18 protein-coding genes are annotated in these 23,672 nt (G+C 38.2%); 17 read left to right on the forward strand and 1 reads right to left on the reverse strand.

All coding sequences use genetic code 11. The features are described 5' to 3' along the window. The first annotated feature begins 16 nt into the window (after window positions 1-16). The 8 genes from NST76_RS02535 to NST76_RS02570 all read left to right on the forward strand — a co-directional run bounded on the left by NST76_RS02535 (window position 17) and on the right by NST76_RS02570 (window position 11,588). Window positions 17-1,222, forward strand: a complete 1,206-nt coding sequence (locus NST76_RS02535) for an acetyl-CoA C-acetyltransferase (protein WP_342544583.1) — start codon at window positions 17-19, stop codon at window positions 1,220-1,222. Then, complete coding sequence (locus NST76_RS02540) at window positions 1,222-2,073, forward strand: 3-hydroxybutyryl-CoA dehydrogenase (RefSeq protein ID WP_036121460.1); 852 nt, start codon at window positions 1,222-1,224, stop codon at window positions 2,071-2,073. Before NST76_RS02535 ends, NST76_RS02540 begins: the two co-directional genes overlap by 1 nt. Window positions 2,074-2,131: 58 nt before the next feature. Next, window positions 2,132-3,268, forward strand: a complete 1,137-nt coding sequence (locus tag NST76_RS02545; protein WP_058844291.1) for an acyl-CoA dehydrogenase — start codon at window positions 2,132-2,134, stop codon at window positions 3,266-3,268. 167 nt (window positions 3,269-3,435) lie between these two features. Then, the gene (locus NST76_RS02550; RefSeq protein ID WP_036121450.1) at window positions 3,436-4,572 is read left to right on the forward strand and encodes an acyl-CoA dehydrogenase; all 1,137 of its coding nucleotides are present in this window, start codon (window positions 3,436-3,438) and stop codon (window positions 4,570-4,572) included. 3 nt (window positions 4,573-4,575) lie between these two features. Beyond that, window positions 4,576-5,208 carry a TetR/AcrR family transcriptional regulator gene (locus NST76_RS02555; protein WP_036121448.1) on the forward strand — a complete coding sequence of 211 codons (633 nt, stop codon included), beginning with the start codon at window positions 4,576-4,578 and terminating at the stop codon, window positions 5,206-5,208. A 93-nt stretch (window positions 5,209-5,301) separates the two neighbouring features. Next, window positions 5,302-8,550, forward strand: coding sequence for a fused isobutyryl-CoA mutase/GTPase IcmF (icmF, locus tag NST76_RS02560; protein ID WP_271912339.1), 3,249 nt, complete (start codon window positions 5,302-5,304; stop codon window positions 8,548-8,550). 461 nt (window positions 8,551-9,011) lie between these two features. Further along, window positions 9,012-9,554: a DNA-directed RNA polymerase subunit delta gene (gene rpoE / locus NST76_RS02565; protein ID WP_058844289.1), complete on the forward strand. Its 543-nt coding sequence runs from the start codon at window positions 9,012-9,014 to the stop codon at window positions 9,552-9,554. Window positions 9,555-9,995: 441 nt separating this feature from the next. Beyond that, window positions 9,996-11,588, forward strand: coding sequence for a CTP synthase (locus NST76_RS02570; protein WP_036121444.1), 1,593 nt, complete (start codon window positions 9,996-9,998; stop codon window positions 11,586-11,588). A gap of 51 nt (window positions 11,589-11,639) precedes the next feature. On the opposite strand, the gene NST76_RS02575 is transcribed toward NST76_RS02570, so the two are convergent. Continuing rightward, complete coding sequence (locus NST76_RS02575; RefSeq protein ID WP_058844288.1) at window positions 11,640-12,170, reverse strand: DUF2529 family protein; 531 nt, start codon at window positions 12,168-12,170, stop codon at window positions 11,640-11,642. Window positions 12,171-12,325: 155 nt separating this feature from the next. Between NST76_RS02575 and NST76_RS02580 the strand changes: the two genes are divergently transcribed. The 9 genes from NST76_RS02580 (at window position 12,326) to NST76_RS02620 (ending at window position 23,663) form a co-directional block, all read left to right on the forward strand. Then, window positions 12,326-12,685: a response regulator gene (locus NST76_RS02580; protein WP_036121440.1), complete on the forward strand. Its 360-nt coding sequence runs from the start codon at window positions 12,326-12,328 to the stop codon at window positions 12,683-12,685. Window positions 12,686-13,364: 679 nt separating this feature from the next. Beyond that, on the forward strand, window positions 13,365-14,219 hold the full coding sequence (locus NST76_RS02585) for a class II fructose-bisphosphate aldolase (protein ID WP_036121426.1): 855 nt from the start codon (window positions 13,365-13,367) through the stop codon (window positions 14,217-14,219). Window positions 14,220-14,369: 150 nt separating this feature from the next. Beyond that, entirely contained in the window at window positions 14,370-15,020 is a 651-nt protein-coding gene (fsa, locus tag NST76_RS02590) for a fructose-6-phosphate aldolase (protein ID WP_036121423.1), read from the forward strand. A gap of 63 nt (window positions 15,021-15,083) precedes the next feature. Next, a complete protein-coding gene (locus NST76_RS02595) occupies window positions 15,084-16,370 on the forward strand; it encodes a UDP-N-acetylglucosamine 1-carboxyvinyltransferase (protein ID WP_036121421.1) in 1,287 nt (428 codons plus the stop codon). Between the two features lie 94 nt (window positions 16,371-16,464). Further along, window positions 16,465-17,421: a class II fructose-bisphosphatase gene (gene glpX, locus NST76_RS02600; protein ID WP_036121428.1), complete on the forward strand. Its 957-nt coding sequence runs from the start codon at window positions 16,465-16,467 to the stop codon at window positions 17,419-17,421. Between the two features lie 226 nt (window positions 17,422-17,647). Next, entirely contained in the window at window positions 17,648-18,931 is a 1,284-nt protein-coding gene (rho, locus tag NST76_RS02605; protein WP_036121419.1) for a transcription termination factor Rho, read from the forward strand. Between the two features lie 371 nt (window positions 18,932-19,302). Continuing rightward, a complete protein-coding gene (locus NST76_RS02610) occupies window positions 19,303-20,586 on the forward strand; it encodes a hypothetical protein (RefSeq protein WP_139149516.1) in 1,284 nt (427 codons plus the stop codon). 14 nt (window positions 20,587-20,600) lie between these two features. Continuing rightward, window positions 20,601-21,413 (forward strand): zinc ribbon domain-containing protein, encoded by an 813-nt coding sequence (locus NST76_RS02615; protein WP_058843791.1) that lies wholly within the window; start codon window positions 20,601-20,603, stop codon window positions 21,411-21,413. A 348-nt stretch (window positions 21,414-21,761) separates the two neighbouring features. Further along, window positions 21,762-23,663 carry a helix-turn-helix domain-containing protein gene (locus tag NST76_RS02620; protein ID WP_058843792.1) on the forward strand — a complete coding sequence of 634 codons (1,902 nt, stop codon included), beginning with the start codon at window positions 21,762-21,764 and terminating at the stop codon, window positions 23,661-23,663. Window positions 23,664-23,672 lie beyond the last annotated feature (9 nt).

Here is a 23,672-nt window from a genome sequence, read left to right on the forward strand (position 1 = left end):
AAAAGGGGTGTTTTACTTGAATAGAGCTGTCATTTTAGCAGGAGCAAGAACTGCATTTGGTAAATTTGGAGGTTCATTATCAACATTACATGCAAGTGATCTAGGGGCAATTGCAATAAAAGGTGCGCTAGAGAAAGCAAATATTGCATCTGACGAAGTAGATGAGGTTATTTTGGGCTCTGTTTTACAAGGGGGACAGGGGCAAATACCTTCGAGGCAAGCTGCGATAAAAGCCAATTTACCAACAGCGGTAAAAACAGAAACAATCAATAAAGTTTGTGCATCAGGGATGCGTGCAGTGACATTAGCAGATCAATTGATTCGATTAGGGGACGAAGAAGTGATTATTGCTGGTGGAATGGAGTCTATGTCCAATGCTCCGTACTATCTGTTAAATGGTCGAAATGGCTTGCGTATGGGAGATTCCACAATGGTGGATGGCATGCTTTATGACGGTTTAACATGTGCTTTCGATAAAGCGAGACCGCATATGGGGAGCTATGGTAATGCAACAGCTAAGGAATTCTCGCTCAGTCGTGAGGAACAGGATGCTTGGTCTGTTCGCAGTCATGAGCGCGCACTAGAGGCAATTGAACAAGGTTACTTTGCTGAAGAAATCGTACAAGTGGAGATTCCACAACGTAAAGGACAACCACTGGTCGTCGATACAGATGAAGCACCAAGAGCAGGTACAACGTTGGAGGTACTAGCAAAACTGAAACCAGCCTTTGACAAGGATGGCACGATCACAGCAGGTAATGCACCTGGCGTTAACGATGGTGCATGTGCCCTCGTGGTTATGAGTGAGGAACGTGCCACACGTGAAGGAAGAGAGCCATTAGCAATAATTTTAGGTCATGAAGAGCTTGCCATTGAGCCAGAAAACTTCCCACAAACACCAGGTCTTGTTATTAATAAATTGCTGAAAAAGACCAATAAATCATTGGCAGATATTGATTTGATCGAAATCAATGAGGCCTTTGCAGCAGTCGCTTTGGTCAGCAAGCAGTTAGCTGATTTAGATGCTGAAAAGGTGAATGTTAATGGCGGTGCGGTTGCTTTAGGTCATCCTATTGGAGCATCTGGTGCACGTATTATTTTAACGCTTGCACAAGAATTGAAGCGTCGTGGTGGAGGCATCGGTATTGCTGCAATTTGTTCAGGTGGGGGTCAAGGTGATGCGATTATGATTGAAGTACCAAAAACAGGGGGACTGAACTAATGGGAATTCAAAAGGTAATGGTCATTGGTGCAGGGCAAATGGGCTCTGGCATTGCACAAGTTTGTGCACAAGCAGGCTATGATGTGAAATTGAATGATATCAAACAAGAGTTCTTCGAGCGTGGAATAGGAGTTATTACAAAAAATTTATCACGTGATGTAGAAAAGGGCCGTAAAACGGAGGATGACAAAGCGGCTGTTTTAGGTCGAATTAGTATGTCACTAGATTTACAGGATGCTAGTGATGTAGATATTATCATCGAGGCAGCTGTAGAGAATATGGACATTAAGCAATCCATCTTTAAGCAACTTGATGGCATTGCACCAGCACATGCCATTTTAGCTACGAATACATCTTCGTTGCCTATTACTGAAATTGCAGCGGTAACAAATCGACCAGAGCAAGTAATTGGTATGCATTTTATGAACCCAGTGCCAGTAATGAAGCTTGTTGAAATCATTAGAGGTTTAGCAACTACGGATGAAGTATACAAAGCTGTTGAAGCGATGACAGTCAAGTTAGCGAAAACACCAGTAGAAGTGAATGACTTCCCAGGATTTATTTCAAACCGTATTTTGCTACCAATGATTAATGAAGCAATTTATGCGCTTTATGAAGGTGTAGCTACGAAGGAAGCAATTGACGATGTGATGAAGCTAGGTATGAACCATCCGATGGGACCATTAACATTAGCAGACTTCATTGGCTTAGATACTTGCCTTTACATCATGGAAATTTTACATGAGGGTCTAGGAGATAGTAAATATCGCCCTTGTCCATTGCTTCGTAAATACGTTGCAGCTGGCTGGCTAGGAAAGAAATCAGGAAGAGGCTTTTACGTTTACGAATAATCCTATGGGGATGGGGTTATGTAGATGTTGCGGACAACTTAGAGGGGTGACATTATAGATGCAATTGCAATTTACAGATGAGCAAATGATGATGCGCGATATGGTTCGTCAATTTGCTCAGGAAAAAATTCAACCATGGGTAGGGCGGATGGAAGCAGGAGAATTTCCACGTGAGCTTCTACAACAAATGGGTGAACTTGGCTTAATGGGGATTACGACACCAGAAGACTTAGGTGGCTCTGGTATGGATTTTACATCGTATATTATTGCGATTAATGAATTGTCAAAAGTAAGCGCTGTAATGGGGGTTATTTTATCAGTGCATACTTCGGTTGGAACAAATCCGATCATTTACTTTGGAAATGAGGAACAAAAGAAGCGTTATGTACCAAAGCTTGCAGCCGGGGAATATTTAGGCGCATTTTGTTTAACAGAGCCAGGTGCAGGCTCTGACGCAGGTTCTCTACAGTCAAAGGCAGTACGAGATGGCGATGAATATGTGATTAACGGCTCTAAAGTTTTTATTACAAATGGCGGAGAGGCTGATGTATATATCGTATTCGCCTCAACCAACCCTGCTGAAAAAACACGAGGTATTTCAGCTTTTATTGTTGAAAAAGGAACACCAGGTTTAATCATTGGTAAAGATGAACAAAAGATGGGTTTACATGGCTCACGCACTGTTCAACTGACATTCGATAATTGCCGCATCCCAACCGACAACCTTTTAGGGGAAGAGGGTGAAGGCTTCAAAATTGCGATGGCGAATTTAGATGTAGGGCGAATCGGTATTGCAGCACAGGCATTGGGGATTGCTGAAGCAGCACTAGAGGCGGCTACTACTTATGCAAAAGAGCGTGAGCAATTCGGAAAACCGATTGCTGCTCAACAAGGAGTTGGCTTTACACTCGCTGATATGGCAACAGCTGTTGAATCGGCAAAACTATTAGTGTATCGTGCAGCAGATTTACGTGCAAAAGGTTTACCGTGTGGAGCAGAAGCTTCAATGGCCAAACTTTTCGCATCACGAACAGCTGTACAAACGTCAATAGAAGCGGTTCAAGTTTTTGGCGGCTACGGCTACACAGAGGACTATCCAGTAGAGCGATATTTCCGTGATGCAAAGGTCACGGAAATCTATGAAGGTACAAGTGAAATTCAAAAACTAGTTATTAGTAAACATTTACTGAAATAAAGCCTGATGATAGGCTATTCTCTTAGGGATGACTTATTAAAGTGGAGTAAAGAACTCATCAAGAATGGAAACTCGCTCCAATGCTCCAATATGATTGACAATCGCTGAACCCAGAACAACACACAGGTAACATAGAACAGAGTCTAATTAAAAAGGGGAAATGGACAATGAACTTTCAGTTAACAGAAGAGCATGAACAATTACGTGAAATGATTCGTGATTTTGCTATAAATGAAGTGGCACCAACAGCTGCTGAACGTGACGAGAATGAAGAATTTGACCGTGCAATTTTCGATAAAATGGCGGAGCTTGGGTTAACTGGTATTCCGTGGCCAGAGGAATATGGTGGAGCTGGGTTTGACTACCTTGCATATGTCATTGCTGTTGAAGAATTATCACGTGTCTGTGCCTCCACTGGGGTAACATTATCAGCACATACTTCACTGGCAGGATGGCCACTGTACAAGTTCGGTACAGAAGAACAAAAACAAAAATACCTTCGTCCAATGGCAGAAGGAAAACATATTGGTGCGTATGGTTTAACAGAACCAGGTTCAGGATCTGATGCGGGTGGCATGAAAACATATGCTAAACGTGATGGCGATGATTATATTTTAAATGGCTCAAAAATCTTTATTACAAACGGCGGAGTGGCAGATACATATATTGTGTTTGCAGTAACAGATCCAGAAGCTAAACACGGTACATCAGCATTTATCGTGGAAGCTGGATTTAAAGGTTTCTCTGTAGGGAAGAAAGAAAAGAAATTAGGAATTCGTTCATCTCCTACAACCGAAATCATTTTCGACAACTGCCGTGTTCCAAAAGAAAATCTGCTAGGAGCTGAAGGGGAAGGTTTTAAAATTGCTATGACGACACTAGATGGTGGACGTAATGGTATTGCTGCTCAAGCTGTAGGAATTGCACAAGGAGCGCTGGATGCAGCAGTTGACTATGCCAAAGAACGTGTGCAATTTGGTAAACCAATCTCTGCTAACCAAGGTGTATCTTTTAAATTAGCAGACATGGCAACTCAAATTGAAGCTTCTCGACTTCTTACATACCAAGCGGCTTGGTTAGAGTCTAATAACCTACCATATGGTAAGGCTTCTGCAATGGCGAAATTAATGGCTGGCGATACAGCAATGAGTGTAACGACAGAGGCGGTTCAAGTATTTGGTGGCTATGGTTATACAAAGGATTATCCAGTAGAGCGCTTTATGCGTGATGCGAAAATTACTCAAATTTACGAAGGTACGCAGGAGATTCAACGTCTTGTAATCTCGCGTATGCTAACGAAATAATTGATGACAGAAAAAGATAAAAGGCCCCAAGTACAGTCAACTGTAAAAGATGAAAATTTAATCGCCATTCGTCGTGAACAAATGATTCAAGGAGCTATTAAGCTATTTAAAGAAAAAGGCTTTCATCGTGCCACGACGAGAGAAATCGCAAAAGCTGCAGGCTTTAGTATTGGTACTTTATACGAGTACATCCGTACTAAAGAAGACGTTCTTTATCTTGTTTGTGATAGTATCTATCATCATGCAATGGAGCGGCTTTCAAGTTACGAGATTAAAGCTGGAACAATTGATGAGTTAAAAGAAATGATTCGAGAATATTTCGTGCAAATTGATAGCATGGTTGATGAGCTAACAATCATGTATCAAGAAACAAAATCATTGTCAAAAGAAGCACAACGCTATGTCTTTAGTAAAGAGTTTGAAATGGTTGCCACTTTTGAACGCTTGCTACAGCGCTGTGTGCAGTCTGGGGAACTAACAATGACAGACAAGCAAATCCATTTAGCAGCCAATAACTTAGTTGTCTCAGGACAAAGTTGGGCGTTCCGCAAATGGGCATTACATCGTCAACATTCAATTGATGAGTTCATCGACATGCAAATCACCTTGTTCATTTCAGGCATAAAGGGGTTCTAATATTTCGTAAGGGGTTTGTCGGCAATTGCATACATCGACATTGCAATTGTCGGCTTTTTTCAATTCATTAAGGGGAGAGAGTGGGGATTTCATATGACAAAGGTAGAAGTATATCGTCCAAAAAATCACGTACGTTTTGTGACAGCATCAAGTCTTTTTGATGGACATGATGCTTCGGTCAATATAATGCGACGCATATTACAATCGAGCGGTGTAGAAGTAATCCATTTAGGGCATAACCGTTCTGTCGAAGAAGTCGTGAATGCCGCGATTCAAGAAGATGCACAAGGTATTGCAGTTTCTTCTTATCAAGGCGGGCATATGGAATACTTTAAATATATGTATGATTTGCTGCGTGAAAAAGGGGCACCGCATATTAAAATTTATGGCGGTGGTGGTGGGGTTATTTTACCTCGTGAAATTAAAGAGCTTCATGCGTATGGCATTGCAGGCATTTTCTCACCAGAGGATGGCCGTGTTTTAGGGCTACAAGGGATGATTAATGAGCAAATTAAAGGAACGGACTTTCCAACTGCAACAGGCAACTATTTAGATAAATTAGAGGCTTTAACGACAGAAACGCCTGAAATTTTAGCCAATCTAATTACAGCAGCTGAGTCAAATGAGGATGAAGCTACGAAAGAGATGTTAATTGAGGCACGAAAGCGTTCAAAAGGTACACCTGTCATGGGGATTACAGGAACAGGTGGCGCAGGGAAATCTTCATTAACGGATGAGCTGATTCGCCGTTTCCTGAAAGAATTCCCAGATAAACGTGTAGCCATTCTTTCAGTCGATCCAACAAAGCAAAAAACAGGTGGAGCATTACTTGGCGATAGAATTCGCATGAACGCCATCTTCAATAACCGCGTTTATATGCGTAGTTTAGCAACACGAGGCTCTCGCACTGAATTATCTGCATCTATTGGTGATGTAATAGATGTAGTACGTGTAGCGGGCTATGATTTAATCATCGTCGAAACAAGTGGTATTGGTCAAGGTGATGCCGAAATCACAAGGTATACAGATCTTTCCATGTATGTTATGACAAGTGAATTTGGTGCACCTACACAGCTTGAGAAAATTGATATGATTGATTTTGCAGATGTCATTGCGATCAATAAGTTTGAGCGTAAAGGCTCGGAGGATGCGCTACGTCAAGTACAAAAACAATACCAACGATCTCGTGAGCTATGGGAAGAATCACTTGATAGTATGCCTGTTTATGGAACAATTGCTAGCCAGTTTAATGACAAAGGGACCAATGCATTATTCGCAGCTTTAGTTCATATTATTAACGAAAAAACAGGCTACAATTGGGAAACAAGCTATGAGCAATTTGCTAAGACGCAAAAGCAAGATGTCATTATTCCAAACGATCGTCGTTATTATTTACGTGAAATTACTGACACGGTTCGTGGCTATCATAAAAAATCAGAACAGCAGGTGGGATTTGCTCGCCGTCTGTTCCAATTAGAAGGTGCTATTACGGCAGTTAAGGAAAAAGCACCAGAGGATGCACTTATAGCATCGCTTTCTTCTTTAGCACAAGGTGTCAGAGATGAATTATCAGCAGAATCCAAGCGTATATTGGATAATTGGCAAACTTTAAAAGAAGCTTATGCTGGTGATGAGTTTGTGACGAAGGTTCGAGACAAAGAAATTCGCACTATTTTAAAAACAACAAGTCTTTCTGGTACAAAAATTCCTAAAGTAGCATTGCCGAAATTTGAGGACTACGGTGAAATATTACGCTGGGTGTACAAAGAGAATGTTCCTGGTGAGTTTCCTTATACAGCAGGTGTTTTCCAATTCAAACGTGAGGGAGAAGATCCGAAGCGTCAATTTGCTGGTGAAGGAACACCTGAACGTACAAATAAACGCTTCCACTATTTATCGAAGGATGACGATGCGAAACGTTTATCTACAGCCTTTGATTCTGTAACTCTCTATGGGGAAGATCCAGATTACCGTCCAGATATTTATGGTAAGGTCGGGGAATCGGGTGTATCGATCTGTACATTAGAGGATATGAAAAAGCTTTATGCAGGCTTTGATTTATGTGCACCGTCTACATCTGTATCTATGACCATTAATGGTCCAGCGCCTATTATTTTAGCGATGTTCATGAATACGGCGATCGATCAACAAGTTAAATTGCGCGAACAAGAGCTAGGACGGACTTTGACAGTAGAAGAGTTTACCGAGACACGTGAAAACACATTGCAGGTTGTACGTGGTACAGTACAAGCTGATATTTTAAAAGAAGATCAAGGACAGAACACATGTATTTTCTCGACAGAGTTTGCTTTACGTATGATGGGTGATATTCAGCAATACTTTATTGATCATAAGGTGCGTAACTACTATTCCGTTTCTATTTCGGGTTACCATATTGCAGAAGCTGGGGCAAATCCTATTTCCCAATTAGCTTTCACCTTAGCAAATGGCTTTACGTATGTAGAGTATTATTTAAGTCGTGGCATGAATATTAACGACTTTGCACCAAATCTATCGTTCTTCTTCTCGAATGGACTTGATCCAGAGTATACAGTAATTGGACGTGTTGCTCGTCGTATTTGGGCCATTGTAATGCGTGATAAATATGGTGCCAATGAACGTGCGCAAAAGCTAAAATATCATATTCAAACATCTGGTCGTAGTCTACATGCGCAAGAGATTGATTTTAATGATATTCGTACAACATTACAAGCATTGATGGCATTACAAGATAACTGTAACTCATTGCATACAAATGCCTATGATGAAGCTATTACAACACCTACAGAGGAATCTGTACGTCGTGCCATGGCTATCCAAATGATTATTACGAAAGAGCATGGCTTGGCAAAAAACGAAAATCCTCTGCAAGGTGCATTTGTTATAGAAGAATTGACAGATCTTGTAGAAGAAGCGGTCCTAGAGGAATTTGATCGTATTAATGATCGTGGTGGTGTTTTAGGTGCAATGGAAACGCAATATCAACGAGGTAAAATTCAAGAGGAGTCCATGTACTATGAAATGTTAAAGCATTCAGGGGAGCTACCAATCATTGGTGTCAATACGTACCTGAATCCAAATCCACCTTCAGACGCTGCTATCGATAATATGGAAATTGCTCGTGCATCCACAGAAGAGAAGGAAACGCAAATTCGCAATTTACAAGCATTCTGGAAGACGCATGAAGAAGAAAGTGAAGCTGCAATCGCACGTTTACAAGAAGTTGCTGTTAACAATGGTAATATTTTTGCTGAGCTTATGGAATCAGTAAAAGTAGCAAGCTTAGGACAAATTACAAAAGCTTTATATGAAGTTGGCGGACAATATCGTCGAAATATGTAATTGTAGACATTCAAAACTGCTTTTTTTCTAACATTTTTTTCTAATTTATGTAACAAGCTTCTCTAGTTTCTAGTGTCTAGTCTTAAGATTAGGCACTTCTTTTTATTTTCGTTATAATAGAAATGTAAAAAAAGGGGAGGCGCAGTAGGGATGAAATCATTTATTCACTACATAATTATATTAGCTTTAGTATTGGTAGCCATTTTCCTGTATAATAAGCAAATTGGCGCTATTCCTTTACTACTATTATCTGTTTATTTGTTTTATCTTGGAATAAAAAAAATGCGTAATATAAAAAACAGTAATTGAAGCTAGCAAAGGGGCTAAAACTTTGTATATAATGGGTATTATGCTTATGTATAGAAAGTACCTTTTGCGTGGCCTTTTTTGCTGCGCTTGGAAAATAAAGCACCATGTAATTTTAAAACGTCCATTGTGATGAGGGAAAGGAAGTGCACGAATTGAATTTTCGTGAAATGACAAAGGAACAATTAACGGAAGAATCGTTAATTAACTTAGCTTATGCAATTTTAAATGAAAAACGTGCCTCAGTGTCTTTTAATGATTTACTAAAATTAATTCAAGAGCTTGTGGGCTATAGTGATGCAGAAATGAAATCCCGTCTGTTACAATTTTATACAGATATTAATATTGATGGCCGCTTCTTATATAATCAAGAAGCAGGATGGGGCCTACGTGAATGGTTTAAAGTAGAGCAAATTGAAGAAGAAACAGCACCTTCTGTTAAGACTCAAAAGAAAAAATCTAAAGCTGCCTTTGATGATGAAGATCTTGATGAGGATGTAGATTTAGAAGAAGAAGATATCGACTTTGACGAAGACTTCGAAGAGTTTGTTGATGAAGAAGATATTGAAGAAGAGGACGAAGAAAAAGAAGAAATCGATTTTGACGATGAAGAAATCGAAGATATTGATGAAGAAATTGATGAAGACTTTATTGATGAAGAGGAAGAAGAGTTCGACGAAGAAGAGGAAGAAAACTAATACAGTACTCTTAGAATTTTCTTTCTATTAGGCATGGAGTAAAAAATCTTGACTTCTATCACGGTTCCGTTTAATCTTTTACTTGGGCTCCTTAAAAGAAGGAGAAAGACCGTGTATATAATACGCTCCCCCTGCAAACCTATGCAGGAGGAGCGTTTTTTTGTTTTTAACTATATTCAGTTCTCCCATACGTTCATCCAGAAATGAATATAAAAGTTTGGATTTATTCATGATGTATAGTAAACGGTGACTGGATAAATGTTAGAGTTTTAAGGTTTAAAGGAAAGTGGAAAAGAGATAGAACCGATTACAGCTTCGAATCGACTACATTTTTTGTAGACATTCTCGGCTTTTCTTTTTTTAGGGTATTAGAATATAAAGGATTCTGTTCCCCCCTAAGCGAGCTAGTAATTTTAGAACATCATAAGGAGGAATTTATTCATGACGAAGTATATTTTTGTAACAGGTGGGGTTGTATCATCACTTGGAAAAGGGATTGTTGCAGCATCTCTAGGTCGTTTATTAAAGAACCGTGGTTTAGAAGTTACGATTCAAAAGTTTGACCCATATATCAATATTGACCCAGGTACAATGAGCCCTTATCAACATGGTGAGGTTTTTGTAACAGATGATGGTGCTGAGGCTGATTTAGACTTAGGACATTATGAACGTTTCATTGACATTAACCTAGGGAAACATTCTACAGTAACTTCAGGTCGCGTTTACCAATCTGTATTACAGAAAGAACGTCGTGGTGATTATAATGGTGGAACAGTACAAGTAATTCCTCATATTACAAACGAAATTAAAGACCGTATCCAACGTGCTGGTCGTGAAACTAATGCAGACGTTGTTATTACAGAGGTTGGTGGGACAGTAGGGGATATTGAATCATTGCCATTCCTTGAAGCGATTCGCCAAATGAAAACAAATTTAGGTCATGACAATGTGATGTATATTCACTGTACACTTATACCTTATATTAAAGCAGCTGGTGAATTGAAAACAAAGCCTACTCAGCATTCTGTTAAAGAATTACGCTCTTTAGGTATCCAGCCAAATATTATCGTCGTACGTACAGAACAAGAAGTACCACAAGATATGAAAGAGAAATTAGCATTATTCTGTGATGTGCAACCACATGAAATTATTGAATCTCGTGATGCAGAGCATTTATATGAAGTGCCATTAAACCTGCATGCACAAGATATTGATGATATCGTTCTTGATCATTTTGGCATTGAAGCACCAGAGGCAGATATGGAAGAATGGCGCGAGCTGGTAGACAAAGTGAAGAACTTACCAAATAAAAGAAAAGTAGCATTAGTAGGGAAATATGTGGAACTACAAGATGCTTACATTTCAGTAGTTGAGGCATTAAAGCATGCGGGCTACGCATTTAACTCTGATATTGAAATTGACTGGATTAATGCAGAACATGTCAATGCAGATAACGTTGCTTCACTATTAAAAGGTGCAGATGCCATTTTAGTACCAGGCGGTTTTGGTGATCGTGGTGTTGAAGGGAAAATTTTAGCGACACAATATGCGCGTGAAAATGATGTACCGTTCCTTGGTATTTGCTTAGGTATGCAATTAGCAACAATAGAATTTGCTCGTAATGTCCTTGGTTTAAAAGGTGCACATTCTACAGAGCTTGATGCAAATACAGAGTACCCAATTATCGACTTCTTACCAGATCAAAATGATAGTGTAGATATTGGCGGTACATTACGTTTAGGATTATACCCATGTAAATTGAAAGATGGTTCAAAGGCAAGCAATGCATACGGTAAAGAGCTTGTTTATGAGCGTCACCGTCACCGCTATGAGTTTAACAATGAATATCGTGAGGCAATGGAAGCAGCAGGTCTTGTCTTCTCAGGTACAAGCCCTGATGGCAAATTGGTTGAAATTATTGAGCTACCAGGTAACAACTTCTTTGTAGCATGTCAATTCCACCCAGAGCTAGTTTCACGTCCAAATCGTCCACAACCATTGTTCCGTGATTTTATCGGAGCAACATTTAAATAATCAAAAAGAGTTGTCTCTCTATTAATGAGACAACTCTTTTTAAATGAATGTTTATAGTTCTTCTTCATCAATACCAAGCATTTCATCATAAGCAATTTTCACTGCTTCATATACAAAAAGTCCAGCAATTGCATGTGGTACAACGATTCTTTGCCCTAAATCATTAGGCAATAAACCACCTTTAACGCGTGTAGAAACATACGTATAGGCCAAATCTGCAAGAGGATTTTCCGTATTCGCTACTTCACTCGCAACAGCAGCGAAAGGAATAAACCGTTTATTTAAGTCTTGAGCTAAAGCCAGTGCCTCCTCATCGTGCGCACTGCGTGTAAAAATGCAAACACGATCAGCTTCAGTTAAGCTTGTACTCAAAGTCCAAGGAGCTAATTTGCTAAATGGTTCAACTGCTTGAGATGCATTGGATTCAATAACTTGCATTTCACCAAAGCAAGCGAAATACACATGACCTTCTCCAATGGCTGCTTGTGCAAGGAGTCTTGCTGTTTCCTCAATAGCCTCCTCTTCATTTTGTGTTATTCTTTGTAATAATCCACTTAATTGTGTTGTTAGAATTTTTGACATGTTCCCACCTCTAACCATATTATAGGGGCGGAAAAGGTAGAAAGCAAAAGCAGATAATTTATAATACTAGAAGGTATTAAGCTGAAAAAGGAGAATTATACATAATAAAGAAAGTTTTTGTGTAAGAATAAAACTAAAAAAGGGCGGAATGAAATGTGAAACGATTACTAATTGTCGATGATCAGCAGGGAATTCGTTTACTTTTAAATGAAGTGTTGAAAAAGGAAGGTTATCTTACATATTTAGCGGCTAATGGTTCAGAGGCATTAAAATATGCAGATGAGCAACAGATGGATTGTGTTTTACTGGATATGAAGATTCCAGGGATGGACGGTATTGAAATCTTGAAACGCTTAAAAGAAAAATTTCCGAAGTTACCTGTATTTATGATGACAGCATATGGCGAATTGGATGTAGTGCAAGAAGCTTTAGAATTAGGAGCTATTCGTTACTTTACAAAACCATTTGATATTTTTGAGGTGCGAGATGAAGTAAATAAGGCTTTACAGGTGTAAAAAACAGACAGTGGACACACGGTCTGTTTTTTATGTTTATTTTGAAAGAAGCGACAGGGTATTGCCTTCAATTTCAGTGTGTTGCACTATGCTGTCGTGTAGAAAATAAGAGCCTCTGCATTTCAGGTGCAAGCCTCTGTTGAGTTACACTCCACAACGGCAGACACTGTCGCTACGTTATACTGCGGCTATCGTGTAGAAAATAAGAGCCCCTGCATTTCAGGTGCAAGCCTTCGTTGAGTTGCACTCCACAACGGCAGACACTGTCGCTACGTTACACTGCGCTATCGTGTAGAAAATAAGAGCCCCTGCTTTTCAGGTGCAAGCCTCTGTTGCGTTGCCCTCCACAACGGCAGACACTGTCGCTACGTTACACTGCGCTATCGTGTAGAAAATAATAGCCCCTGCTTTTCAGGTTCAAGCGCCGCCGTTACGTTGCACTACACTTTGGCGACACTGCCGCTACGTTGCCCTCCGCTTTCGTGTAGAAAATAATAGCCCCTGCTTTTCAGGTGCAAGCCTTCGTTGAGTTGCACTCCACAACGGCAGACACTGCCGCTACGTTACACTGCGCTTTCGTGTAGAAAATAATAGCCCCTGCTTTTCAGGGGCTATTATTTTTGCTATGATTGAGGGGCATGTTTATGTAAAGAATAGTCCTATGAGGAGGATTTTTAGTATGGCATTAGTATCTATGAAAGAGATGTTAATTAAAGCAAAAGCAGAAGGTTATGCGGTTGGTCAATTCAACATTAATAACCTTGAATGGACTCAAGCAATTTTACAAGCAGCTGAAGAAGAAAAATCTCCAGTGATTCTTGGTGTTTCTGAAGGTGCAGGTAAATATATGGGCGGATTTATTTCCGTTGTTCATATGGTAAAAGGTTTAATGGAATCTTACGGTATTACAGTTCCTGTAGCGATTCATCTTGACCATGGTTCTAGCTTTGCAAAATGTAAAGAGGCAATTGATGCAGGCTTTACTTCAGTGATGATTGATGCATCACATCACTCATTTGAGGAAAATGTAAAAATTACTTCAGAAGTAGTAGAATACGCACATGCTAAAGGCGTTTCTGTGGAAGCAGAATTAGGAACAGTTGGTGGAGATGAAGATGGCGTAATCGGTGGTATTATTTATGCTAATCCAGAAGAATGCCGCAAAATGGTTGAACTGACAGACATCGATTGCTTAGCACCAGCACTTGGCTCTGTACATGGTCCTTACAAAGGAGAGCCAAACTTAGGCTTTAAAGAAATGGAAGAAATCTCTAAATTAGCGGATCTTCCACTTGTCTTACATGGTGGTACAGGTATCCCAACAAAGGATATTCAACGTTCCATTTCATTAGGTACAGCTAAAATCAACGTCAATACTGAAAATCAAATTGAAGCAACAAAAGTAATCCGTGAAATTCTAGACAACGACAAAGTTGTTTACGATCCACGTAAATTCCTTGGTCCAGCACGTGAAGCCATTAAGGCAACGGTTATTGGTAAAATTCGTGAATTTGGTAGTGCACAAAAAGCATAATTTTTGCATTTAATATGTTACAAAAGCATAGTTAAATACACATACTAAGAGAAGTGTTGATGCTTTCAATCGACCTTCTCTTGTTTTTGAAATAATGAAATTTTGGAAAATATTTAATAATATAAGAAAAATGATCAGGAGGAAATAAAAATGAAATTTTTCATTGATACAGCAAACTTTGAAGAGATTAAAGAGGCACATGCATGGGGTATTTTATCAGGGGTTACAACAAACCCATCATTAGTGGCTAAAGAAGAGAATGTTTCTTTCCATGATCGTCTTCGTGAAATAGCTGAGCTTGTTGATGGCTCTGTAAGCGGAGAAGTTATTGCACTTGATGCGGAAGGTATGATTAAAGAAGGTTTGGAATTAGCTGCGATTGCTCCAAACATAACAGTAAAGTTACCAATGACACCAGCTGGATTAGAGGCATGTCGTTTCTTTGCAAACAAAGGTATTAAAACAAACGTGACATTAATCTTTAGTGCGAACCAAGCATTAATGGCTGCGCGTGCAGGTGCTACATACGTATCACCATTTATCGGCCGTTTAGATGACATTGGTCAAAATGGTGTCGAGCTAATTGAAACAATAGCAGATATTTTTACCATTCATAATATCGATACGCAAATTATTGCTGCTTCTGTTCGTCATCCTCAGCATGTTACAGCAGCAGCATTAGCTGGCGCACATATTTCAACTACACCGTTTAAAGTATTAAAGCAACTTTTCAACCATCCATTAACGGAAAAAGGAATTGAAGGATTTTTAACGGATTGGAATACGAGAAAAGGCGAATAATAAGATTATAAAGTGAGCCAATTGCAAAAAATACTACTTTCCAATCATGAGGGAGAACGCAAAATGGATGTTTATAAAATTACTGGCGAAAATCGTCTACGAGGTACAATTAAAGTTAGTGGTGCAAAAAATAGTGCAGTCGCCTTAATTCCTGCATCAATTTTGGCGAACTCTCCAGTGACTATTGGGGGGATACCCGAAATTTCAGATGCTTGGACGTTAAAGGCTTTATTAGAGGAAATTGGTGGAGAAGTTTCATTTGAGGATGGCACAATGACAATTGATCCTACAGATATGATTGCATTGCCTTTACCAAATGGAAACGTGAAAAAGTTACGCGCTTCTTATTATTTAATGGGTGCTATGCTTGGACGTTTTAAGAAAGCAGTCATAGGGTTACCTGGAGGCTGCTTTTTAGGACCACGACCAATTGACCAACATATAAAAGGCTTTGAGGCATTGGGAGCTAAAATTACCAATGAACATGGAGCCATCTATTTACGTGCAGATGAATTGATTGGGGCAAAAATTTATTTAGATGTAGCAAGTGTTGGGGCAACGATTAATATTATGTTAGCAGCAGTGCTTGCAAAGGGACGGACTGTCATTGAAAATGCCGCAAAGGAGCCTGAAATCATCGATGTAGCGACACTTCTGACGAATATGGGGGCCAATATTAAAGGTGCAGGTACAAGTGTCATCCGTATTGAAGGTGTAGAAGAGCTACATGGTACCGAGCATACGATTATACCAGATCGCATTGAAGCATCTACATTTTTGATAATGGCTGCAGCAGTTGGTGATGGTATTACCATTGATAACGTTATTCCACTGCATTTAGAAGCGATTATCGCAAAGCTTCGTGAAATGGGTGTGAAAATCGAAATTGGTGAAGAAAGTATTTATGTACCAAAAACAGATCTCTCGACATTACAGGCAGTGGATGTCAAAACGCTGGTATACCCCGGATTCCCAACGGACATTCAGCAGCCACTTGCGGTGTTAATGTCACAGGCATTCGGTTCTTCTAAAGTAACAGATACTATTTATACAGCTCGATTTAAACATATTGATGAGCTTCGTCGTATGAATGCAGATGCTCGTGTAGAAGGAAATACAGCTATTATTAAAGGGCCGAGTAAATTACATGGCTCAACGGTAACAGCTACAGATCTTCGCGCGGGTGCAGCTTTAGTTTTAGCTGGTCTCTTAGCTGAAGGCGAAACAGAGGTTCAGGATATCTATCATATTGAACGTGGCTATAGCTCACTTATTGAGAAATTACGTGATTTAGGCGCTGATATTCGACGTGAAACAATCATGGCACGTGTAGCTGAGACAAAGGAATAATGAGAGCTAAAAGTTTTCAGCCAATTATGTTACAATAGAGGTAATTTGAATGTTTTGGCATAAAAAGATGCCGATAACGGGAGGCAAAGCAACAATGGAACGTAGTTTATCGATGGAAGTAGTACGAGTAACAGAAGCAGCAGCAATCGCATCCGGGAAATGGATGGGACGCGGTTTGAAAATTGAAGCAGATGATGCAGCAACAACAGCGATGCGCAAAATGTTCGATACAATTCCAATGCATGCTACAGTAGTAATTGGTGAAGGTGAAATGGATGAAGCACCAATGCTTTATATTGGTGAAGAACTTGGTTTACGAAATGGTGGTCCAAAAGTAGATATCGCAGTGGATCCTTTAGAAGGTACAAATATTGTGGCAAAAGGTACGAACGGTGCCATGACAGTACTTGCTATTGCAGATAAAGGCAATTTGTTAAATGCGCCAGACATGTACATGGAGAAAATTGCTGTAGGGCCAGAAGCGGCTGGAAAAGTGGATATAAATGCTTCTGTCACTTATAACTTATTACAAGTAGCAAAGGCTAAAAATAAAGATATTTCTGATGTAGTTGCTACTCTTTTAGATCGACCTCGCCATCAAGCAATTGTTGATGAAATTCGTGAAGCTGGCGCACGTATTAAGTTTATCCAAGATGGCGATGTTGGCGCAGCAATCAACACCGCTTTTGATGAAACGGGTATTGATATTATGTTTGGAACAGGTGGCGCTCCAGAGGGTGTTATTTCGGCAGTGGCCTTAAAATGCCTCGGTGGGGACTTCCAAGCAAAACTAGTACCAGAGGATGAAGAGCAATTAGAACGCTGCACAAAAATGGGTGTAGATGTTGAGAAAGTGCTTTATTTAGATGACCTAGTAAAAGGCGATGATGCTATTTTTGCAGCAACTGCTGTAACAGATTGCGAGCTTTTAAAGGGTGTTCAATATAAAGGTGCTTATGCCCTAACACACTCAGTAGTTATGCGAGCTAAATCCGGTACGGTTCGCTTTGTAGAAGGCCGTCACGCTCTTGAGAAAAAACCTAGATATTAATGATATTTTCTTCTAAAATATACCTAGTACATCTATTGTGCTAGGTACCTTCTTCTTAAATTAACCATCCCATATTTTAAGGCAATGTTTAGTTGTATGGTAGAAAGTGTATCAGTAGTTATTATTAAACTCAGGCTACCATATAAGCATTAACAGAGCCTATCGAAAACTTCAATGATAACCCCAATAATTGTATTATATTTTGAAAAAGACTGGAGTTGTGCATATGTCTACATTGACAATCGCTCAATTAGAAAACATGACGTTAAAAGAGCTTTACGCCCTCGCACGCCAATATAAAATTTCATATTATAGCAAGCTAACGAAAAAAGAATTAATATTTGCTATTTTGAAAACGCGTTCAGAGCAAGAGGGCTATTTCTTTATGGAAGGCGTATTAGAAATTGTTTCGCAAGAGGGCTTTGGCTTCCTACGACCAATAAACTACTCACCAAGTAAAGAAGATATTTATATTTCTGCATCTCAAATCCGTCGCTTTGACCTACGTAATGGGGACAAGGTGTCTGGGAAGGTGCGACCACCGAAGGAAAATGAACGCTATTACGGCCTTTTACAAGTAGATGCTGTCAATGGCGAAGATCCTGAAGTAGCAAAGGAACGTGTGCATTTCCCTGCATTAACACCTTTATATCCTGATCGACAAATTAAGCTTGAAACAACACAGCGCAATTTATCAACACGTATAATGGATTTAGTGGCTCCTGTAGGTTTTGGTCAGCGTGGTTTAATCGTTGCACCACCAAAGGCAGGGAAAACATCTTTATTAAAAGAAATTGCAAACGCTATTACAACCAATCATCCAGAAGCTGAATTAATTGTCTTGCTGATTGATGAACGTCCTGAGGAAGTGACAGATATTGAACGTTCTGTAAATGCAGATGTTGTCAGCTCAACATTTGATGAAGTACCAGAGAATCACGTGAAAGTGGCAGAAATTGTATTAGAACGTGCACGCCGTTTAGTTGAACATAAGCGTGATGTTATCATTTTAATGGACTCTATCACGCGTTTAGCACGTGCTTTTAACTTAGTCATTCCGCCAAGTGGACGTACACTTTCAGGTGGTATTGATCCTGCTGCTTTCCATAGACCAAAACGTTTCTTTGGTTCAGCTCGTAATATTGAAGAAGGCGGTAGCTTAACAATTTTAGCAACAGCTTTAGTCGATACAGGCTCTCGTATGGATGAAGTCATCTATGAAGAATTTAAAGGTACAGGTAACTTAGAGCTTCATCTGGACCGTCAGTTGGCGGAGCGCCGTATTTTCCCTGCGCTTGATATTCGCCGCTCAGGTACACGTAAAGAAGAGCTTCTTCTTGAGCCAGAACAGCTTGAAAAACTATGGGCGATCCGTAAAACATTTTCAGATGCGCCTGATTTTGCAGAGCGCTTCCTGAAAAAGCTGCGCACGACAAAATCAAATGAAGAATTTTTTGAGAAATTGAACGAAGATATGAAAAAAGCCACAAAAGGTAAGGGGCTACTTTAACTTAAAATTTAGTTAGCTCTTCATATTGCTGATTATAATCTTCAGAAAAGAATCACCATTAACTAAAATTAGTTGATGGTGATTTTTTGTAATATAAAAAGGAAAATATTGTATGATTGTATAATCATTTTCCTAATACTATTTTACTGATAAAGGGAGCTAGAAACTAAATGTATCAAAATAGAAACTATGAAATTTGAATTAAAAAACTACAATTTACCATAAATGTATTGTATAATTATGTTATTATACATAAGGAATGGTGATTTTTAATGAGATTTTGCATAAGTTGTGGTGAAAAAAATAGTGAAGAAGTATTGTATTGTACAAATTGTGGTAATAGTCTTAGCGATGTACAAGATAAAACATCTATGAAAATTGAACCAAAACTAAGTGCTCAAAAGAAGCATCGTAAAAAAATGACTAAAAAACAGAAATGGATATTTTCTATCTCAAGTGTCCTACTATTAGTTCTTGCTATTACACATTTCGTTTTAAGTAGCATTTATGAGCCAACTAAGCAGATTAGTGCGATGAATGATGCGTATAATAATCAAGATAAAGATGCTTTCTTTCAAGAGTTTGAAGTTAAAGAGGGCACTGTAGCAGATGCTCAAAATTTTTATGCGATTGTTAAAGAGTACGGTTGGACAAATTTGAGAAATCAACTTACATATGAAGTAGAACGTATTATGAATAATGAAAATCCAGATATTATATACAATGGGGGTGAATTTATTTCTGTACATAGTAAACCTATTTTATTTGGGTTGTATGACAGGGTTGAATTCATCATTATTCCGACTGAAGTGTTTATTTATGCACCTTTTAAAAATATGACTTTACAGTTTGGGGATAAGGAAATTGTCAGTAAGAGTGATGAGGAAAATGTAGGATTTGGTCACTATATTCCAGGAGAGTATGCTTGGTCTTATAGTTATGAAGGTGGTTATATACCTTTAGCAGACGAAGGAAAACTAATGCTTGAAGCACAAGCAGACAATATTGCACAAATTGATGTAGACTGGGGTTTCCAAACAGTATCTGTAGACTCCGATTTAGAGGATGCGATTTTATATGTAAATGGAAAATCGACTGAAAAAAAAGTAAGTGAATTAAGAGAGCTTTATCCTGCGAAACTAAATAGTAAAATAGAAGTTTATGCACAAAGTCAAGATAAGGATGGTAAAACGGTAAAGTCAGATGTATTGCCACTAGATAGTGATACTATTTATTTACCATTTGAACATATTCGAACGGAACAAAAATTAGCAGAACATGAAGATATCATAAGGGATATTTATAAAAATTTCCGCTCAGACTATTCCTCTGCTATTCGATACACAAATTTTGATTACATAGGTGATTATTTCAGAGAAGGAAGTAAAATAAAAAAAGATTATGCGAAATTTGTAACGGATCATGATAATATTCCTGGCTATAACTATGAATTTTTGTTAAATGAAATAATATCATTTAATACATTATCAGATAAACAATTTGAGTTACAGTCATATGAAACTTTTAATTATTCTTCAGATAAAGAAGGTTCTATTAACTATGAACGTAAAAAGAAATATATTTTCTCATTTGAAAATGGAAAATACTTTATTGATGAAATTGTGGATTTAGATACGAAAAAGACAAAATTATAGTGAGGTATGTGTAGATGAAAAATTGTTTAACATGTGGACATTCGCAGGAGGATGGAAAATTCTGTGGGAAATGCGGGACTCCACTAGAAAGCGCTGCTCTTGAACAAGCAGCAACAATAAATAATATGACGGATTATCAAAATCAGCCGCAGCCACAAGCCGGACAGGCTGCTCAGGAAACTTCGCACAGTAGTGATCAAATTGAATTATTAAAAAAACAATCTAAATTATACTTTAATCATTTTCTAGAACAATTAAAAAAACCATCTGCAGATTTTAATGTAGAAATAGCTTGGAAAAATAATCTTACTAGTATGATTATCTATGTTTTAATTACGGCTTTATCTGTATTTTTATTAATAAAAAGTTTCACTTCACGGACGTTTGGGCTTTTCGAAAGTTATGGACCTTCTATAATTCAAGTGATTCTATATGTGTCATTATTTCTAATTTTACTAATGGCGATAAACGTATTAGCCATATTCTTAACTTCAAAATTATTTTCTGAAAACCTCAGTTTTACAAATGTGATTAGTAAAATAGGAAGTTACTACGCTCTTCCTATTGCAGTTACGATTTTAAGTATTTTATTTGGCTTGTTGAAATCTTATACATATTCCATGATTATGTTATATATTGGATTTGTGTTAGCTATCGGGATCATACCTATTTTTGTTATGGTTAAATTATTGAGTAATACATCTAAAATTATTGATAATTTCTATAGTTTTATTTTTTATCTAGTTGTAACAGCTATCTTAACTTCAATTATCTTCTCTTTTATTATTGACTCAACAATAGGGGACTATTTAAGTTTTTTAATATAAGAAATTAATAGCTTCAAAGAAAATTATTGAAGAGAAGACAGTTCACAAATACGTATCCATATGGCACTAACACATGGACAAGTTATTTTATCAAAAAGAAGCAACCTTCTAGTATTGTTGTCTTGTTCTGCAACGAAGGACCCTCATTCATATTAGACGTTAAAATTTGGCGTCTGGATGATCCTTTGAATAAAAAGAGGCTTTAAAAACAATTGTTTGTTTAATACCTGCCAAGTTCGCGCTTGGCAGGTATTTTTGTATATGTTTTATTTTATAAATGTATATTGAAATTGATAATCATTATCAATATAATGAGGCTATAAAGTATGTTTATTGAAGGAGACGAAGATGAATTATGACGCTTATATGCTTCTTTGGCAAAATGCATTTATCCAGTTGAAGCAAATCGATTACATAAATAAATCAGATGTTCATGTGTCAAAGGTTTTAACATATAGCTCGTTTCTTATTGTCACAGGAGGTGGTGCACAGGTTGTCATTGATGATCAACCCTATCACGTGCAGCGCTTCAGTATTTTTCATATAGGAAAATCTCAATGCCTTCAGATTACAGCACAACAGAGTGTTAGCTACTTTCTCATTAGCTATAAGGGGGATGTCATGTACAAAGATGCTTTTATGCAACATTTGCACATGCATTATCAACCATTTCAAACACATTTTTCATGTGTACCCGCTAATCCGATCGTCATTCACAGTATCCTTCAAGATATGTACAGTAAATGGCAATCTGGTTCCATTCAGGAGCATTTATCTGTAAGGGCCTCCTTCTATGAGCTTGTCTATCATGTCTTTCGAGAATTAGCGGAAGGGCAAGGTAAACCACATGAGATGGATAAGGCAGAAGCTGCACGATTGTTTATTAAGCAACACATTCATCAACCACTATCTATACAGACATTAGCAGATATGCTTCAGATTAGTACACGGCATTTATTACGCATCTTTAAAGCGCGTTATGAAATAGGTCCACAAATTTATTTACAGCAATTGAGAATAGAGCAAGCTAAGCAGTATTTATTAACCAATCAATATGGCATTAAAGAAATTGCCATTTCTCTTGGTTTTGAAGATGAATATTATTTTAGTCGTGCTTTTAAAAAAGCAACAAATATGGCTCCAAGTAGCTTTAGGCTGAAATATACAGCTAGTATGTCCGAAATTGCCATTACAAATGAGAATCATTTTCAATACAATAATAATCAGCTCGCGCAAGCAAAACGATTTGAGAATGGAGAAAATGAAATCATGATGAGAAAGATGATTCAGCATATAAAGCTACCTTTTTTACTAAGCCTGATTGTTTTACTGGCAGCATGTAATGAAGATACGAGCCAATCTAAGGTTGACGAACAAACTTTGTCTGATACGGCAGTGACTAGAACCGTAACAGATGATAGTGGACGCGAAGTTGAAATTCCAGTGAAGGCAGAGAGAATCGTAACCGATTGGTATCTTGGGCAAATTTTAGCGTTAGATGTTGTACCAGTTGGAGGCGTAACGGCTAACCTTGATTATGCAGCTTTCTTAAAGCAACACTATAAGGATGGGGAAATTACGAATATTGGTACAGATGGTAAGGTATCATTAGAAAAAGTTTTAGAGTTAAAGCCAGACCTGATTATTACTTGGAATGTGGAAGATGTAGCGAAATATGAAAAAATTGCCCCGACAATTGTCTTCGCTGAAGATGCTCATCAATCAGCAATGGAGGAGATTGAGGCAATGGGAAATTACTTAGGAAGACAAGCAGAGGCTGAAAAATTTACAAAAGAATTTGAAGACCGTATAGCAAAAGCTAAGGAAAAAATCATGGATGTGATTCCAGAAGGATCCACATTTACTATTTATGAAATGTTTGAAAAAAATGCAACGATTGTAGGGCAATCAAGTGTATCAGGCGGTAGAGCACTCTATCAAATTTTGGGCATGAAACCTCAAGAAAAGGTGCAGGAGATTTTTGATACAAAGGAAGCAAGTAATGGACGTTATGAGATTTCCTATGAAGTAGTAGGTGATTATGTAGGTGACTATAACTTCATGATTAATTTCTTTAACAAAGATGGCCAGTTGCCAGCAACGTGGACAAATTTAGATGTCGTTAAAAATAATCAAGTATTAGAGCTTCCATCTGAATATTATTTTGCTTCTGATCCGCTTTCTGGCTTACACCAAGCTGAAGAATTAGCTGACAAAATAGTTGATTTTACGAAGGCTCAGCAACAATAACTGTGAAAA

It is taken from the genome of Lysinibacillus sp. FSL W7-1291, assembly GCF_038593415.1.
Lineage (GTDB): Bacteria > Bacillota > Bacilli > Bacillales_A > Planococcaceae > Lysinibacillus > Lysinibacillus fusiformis_D.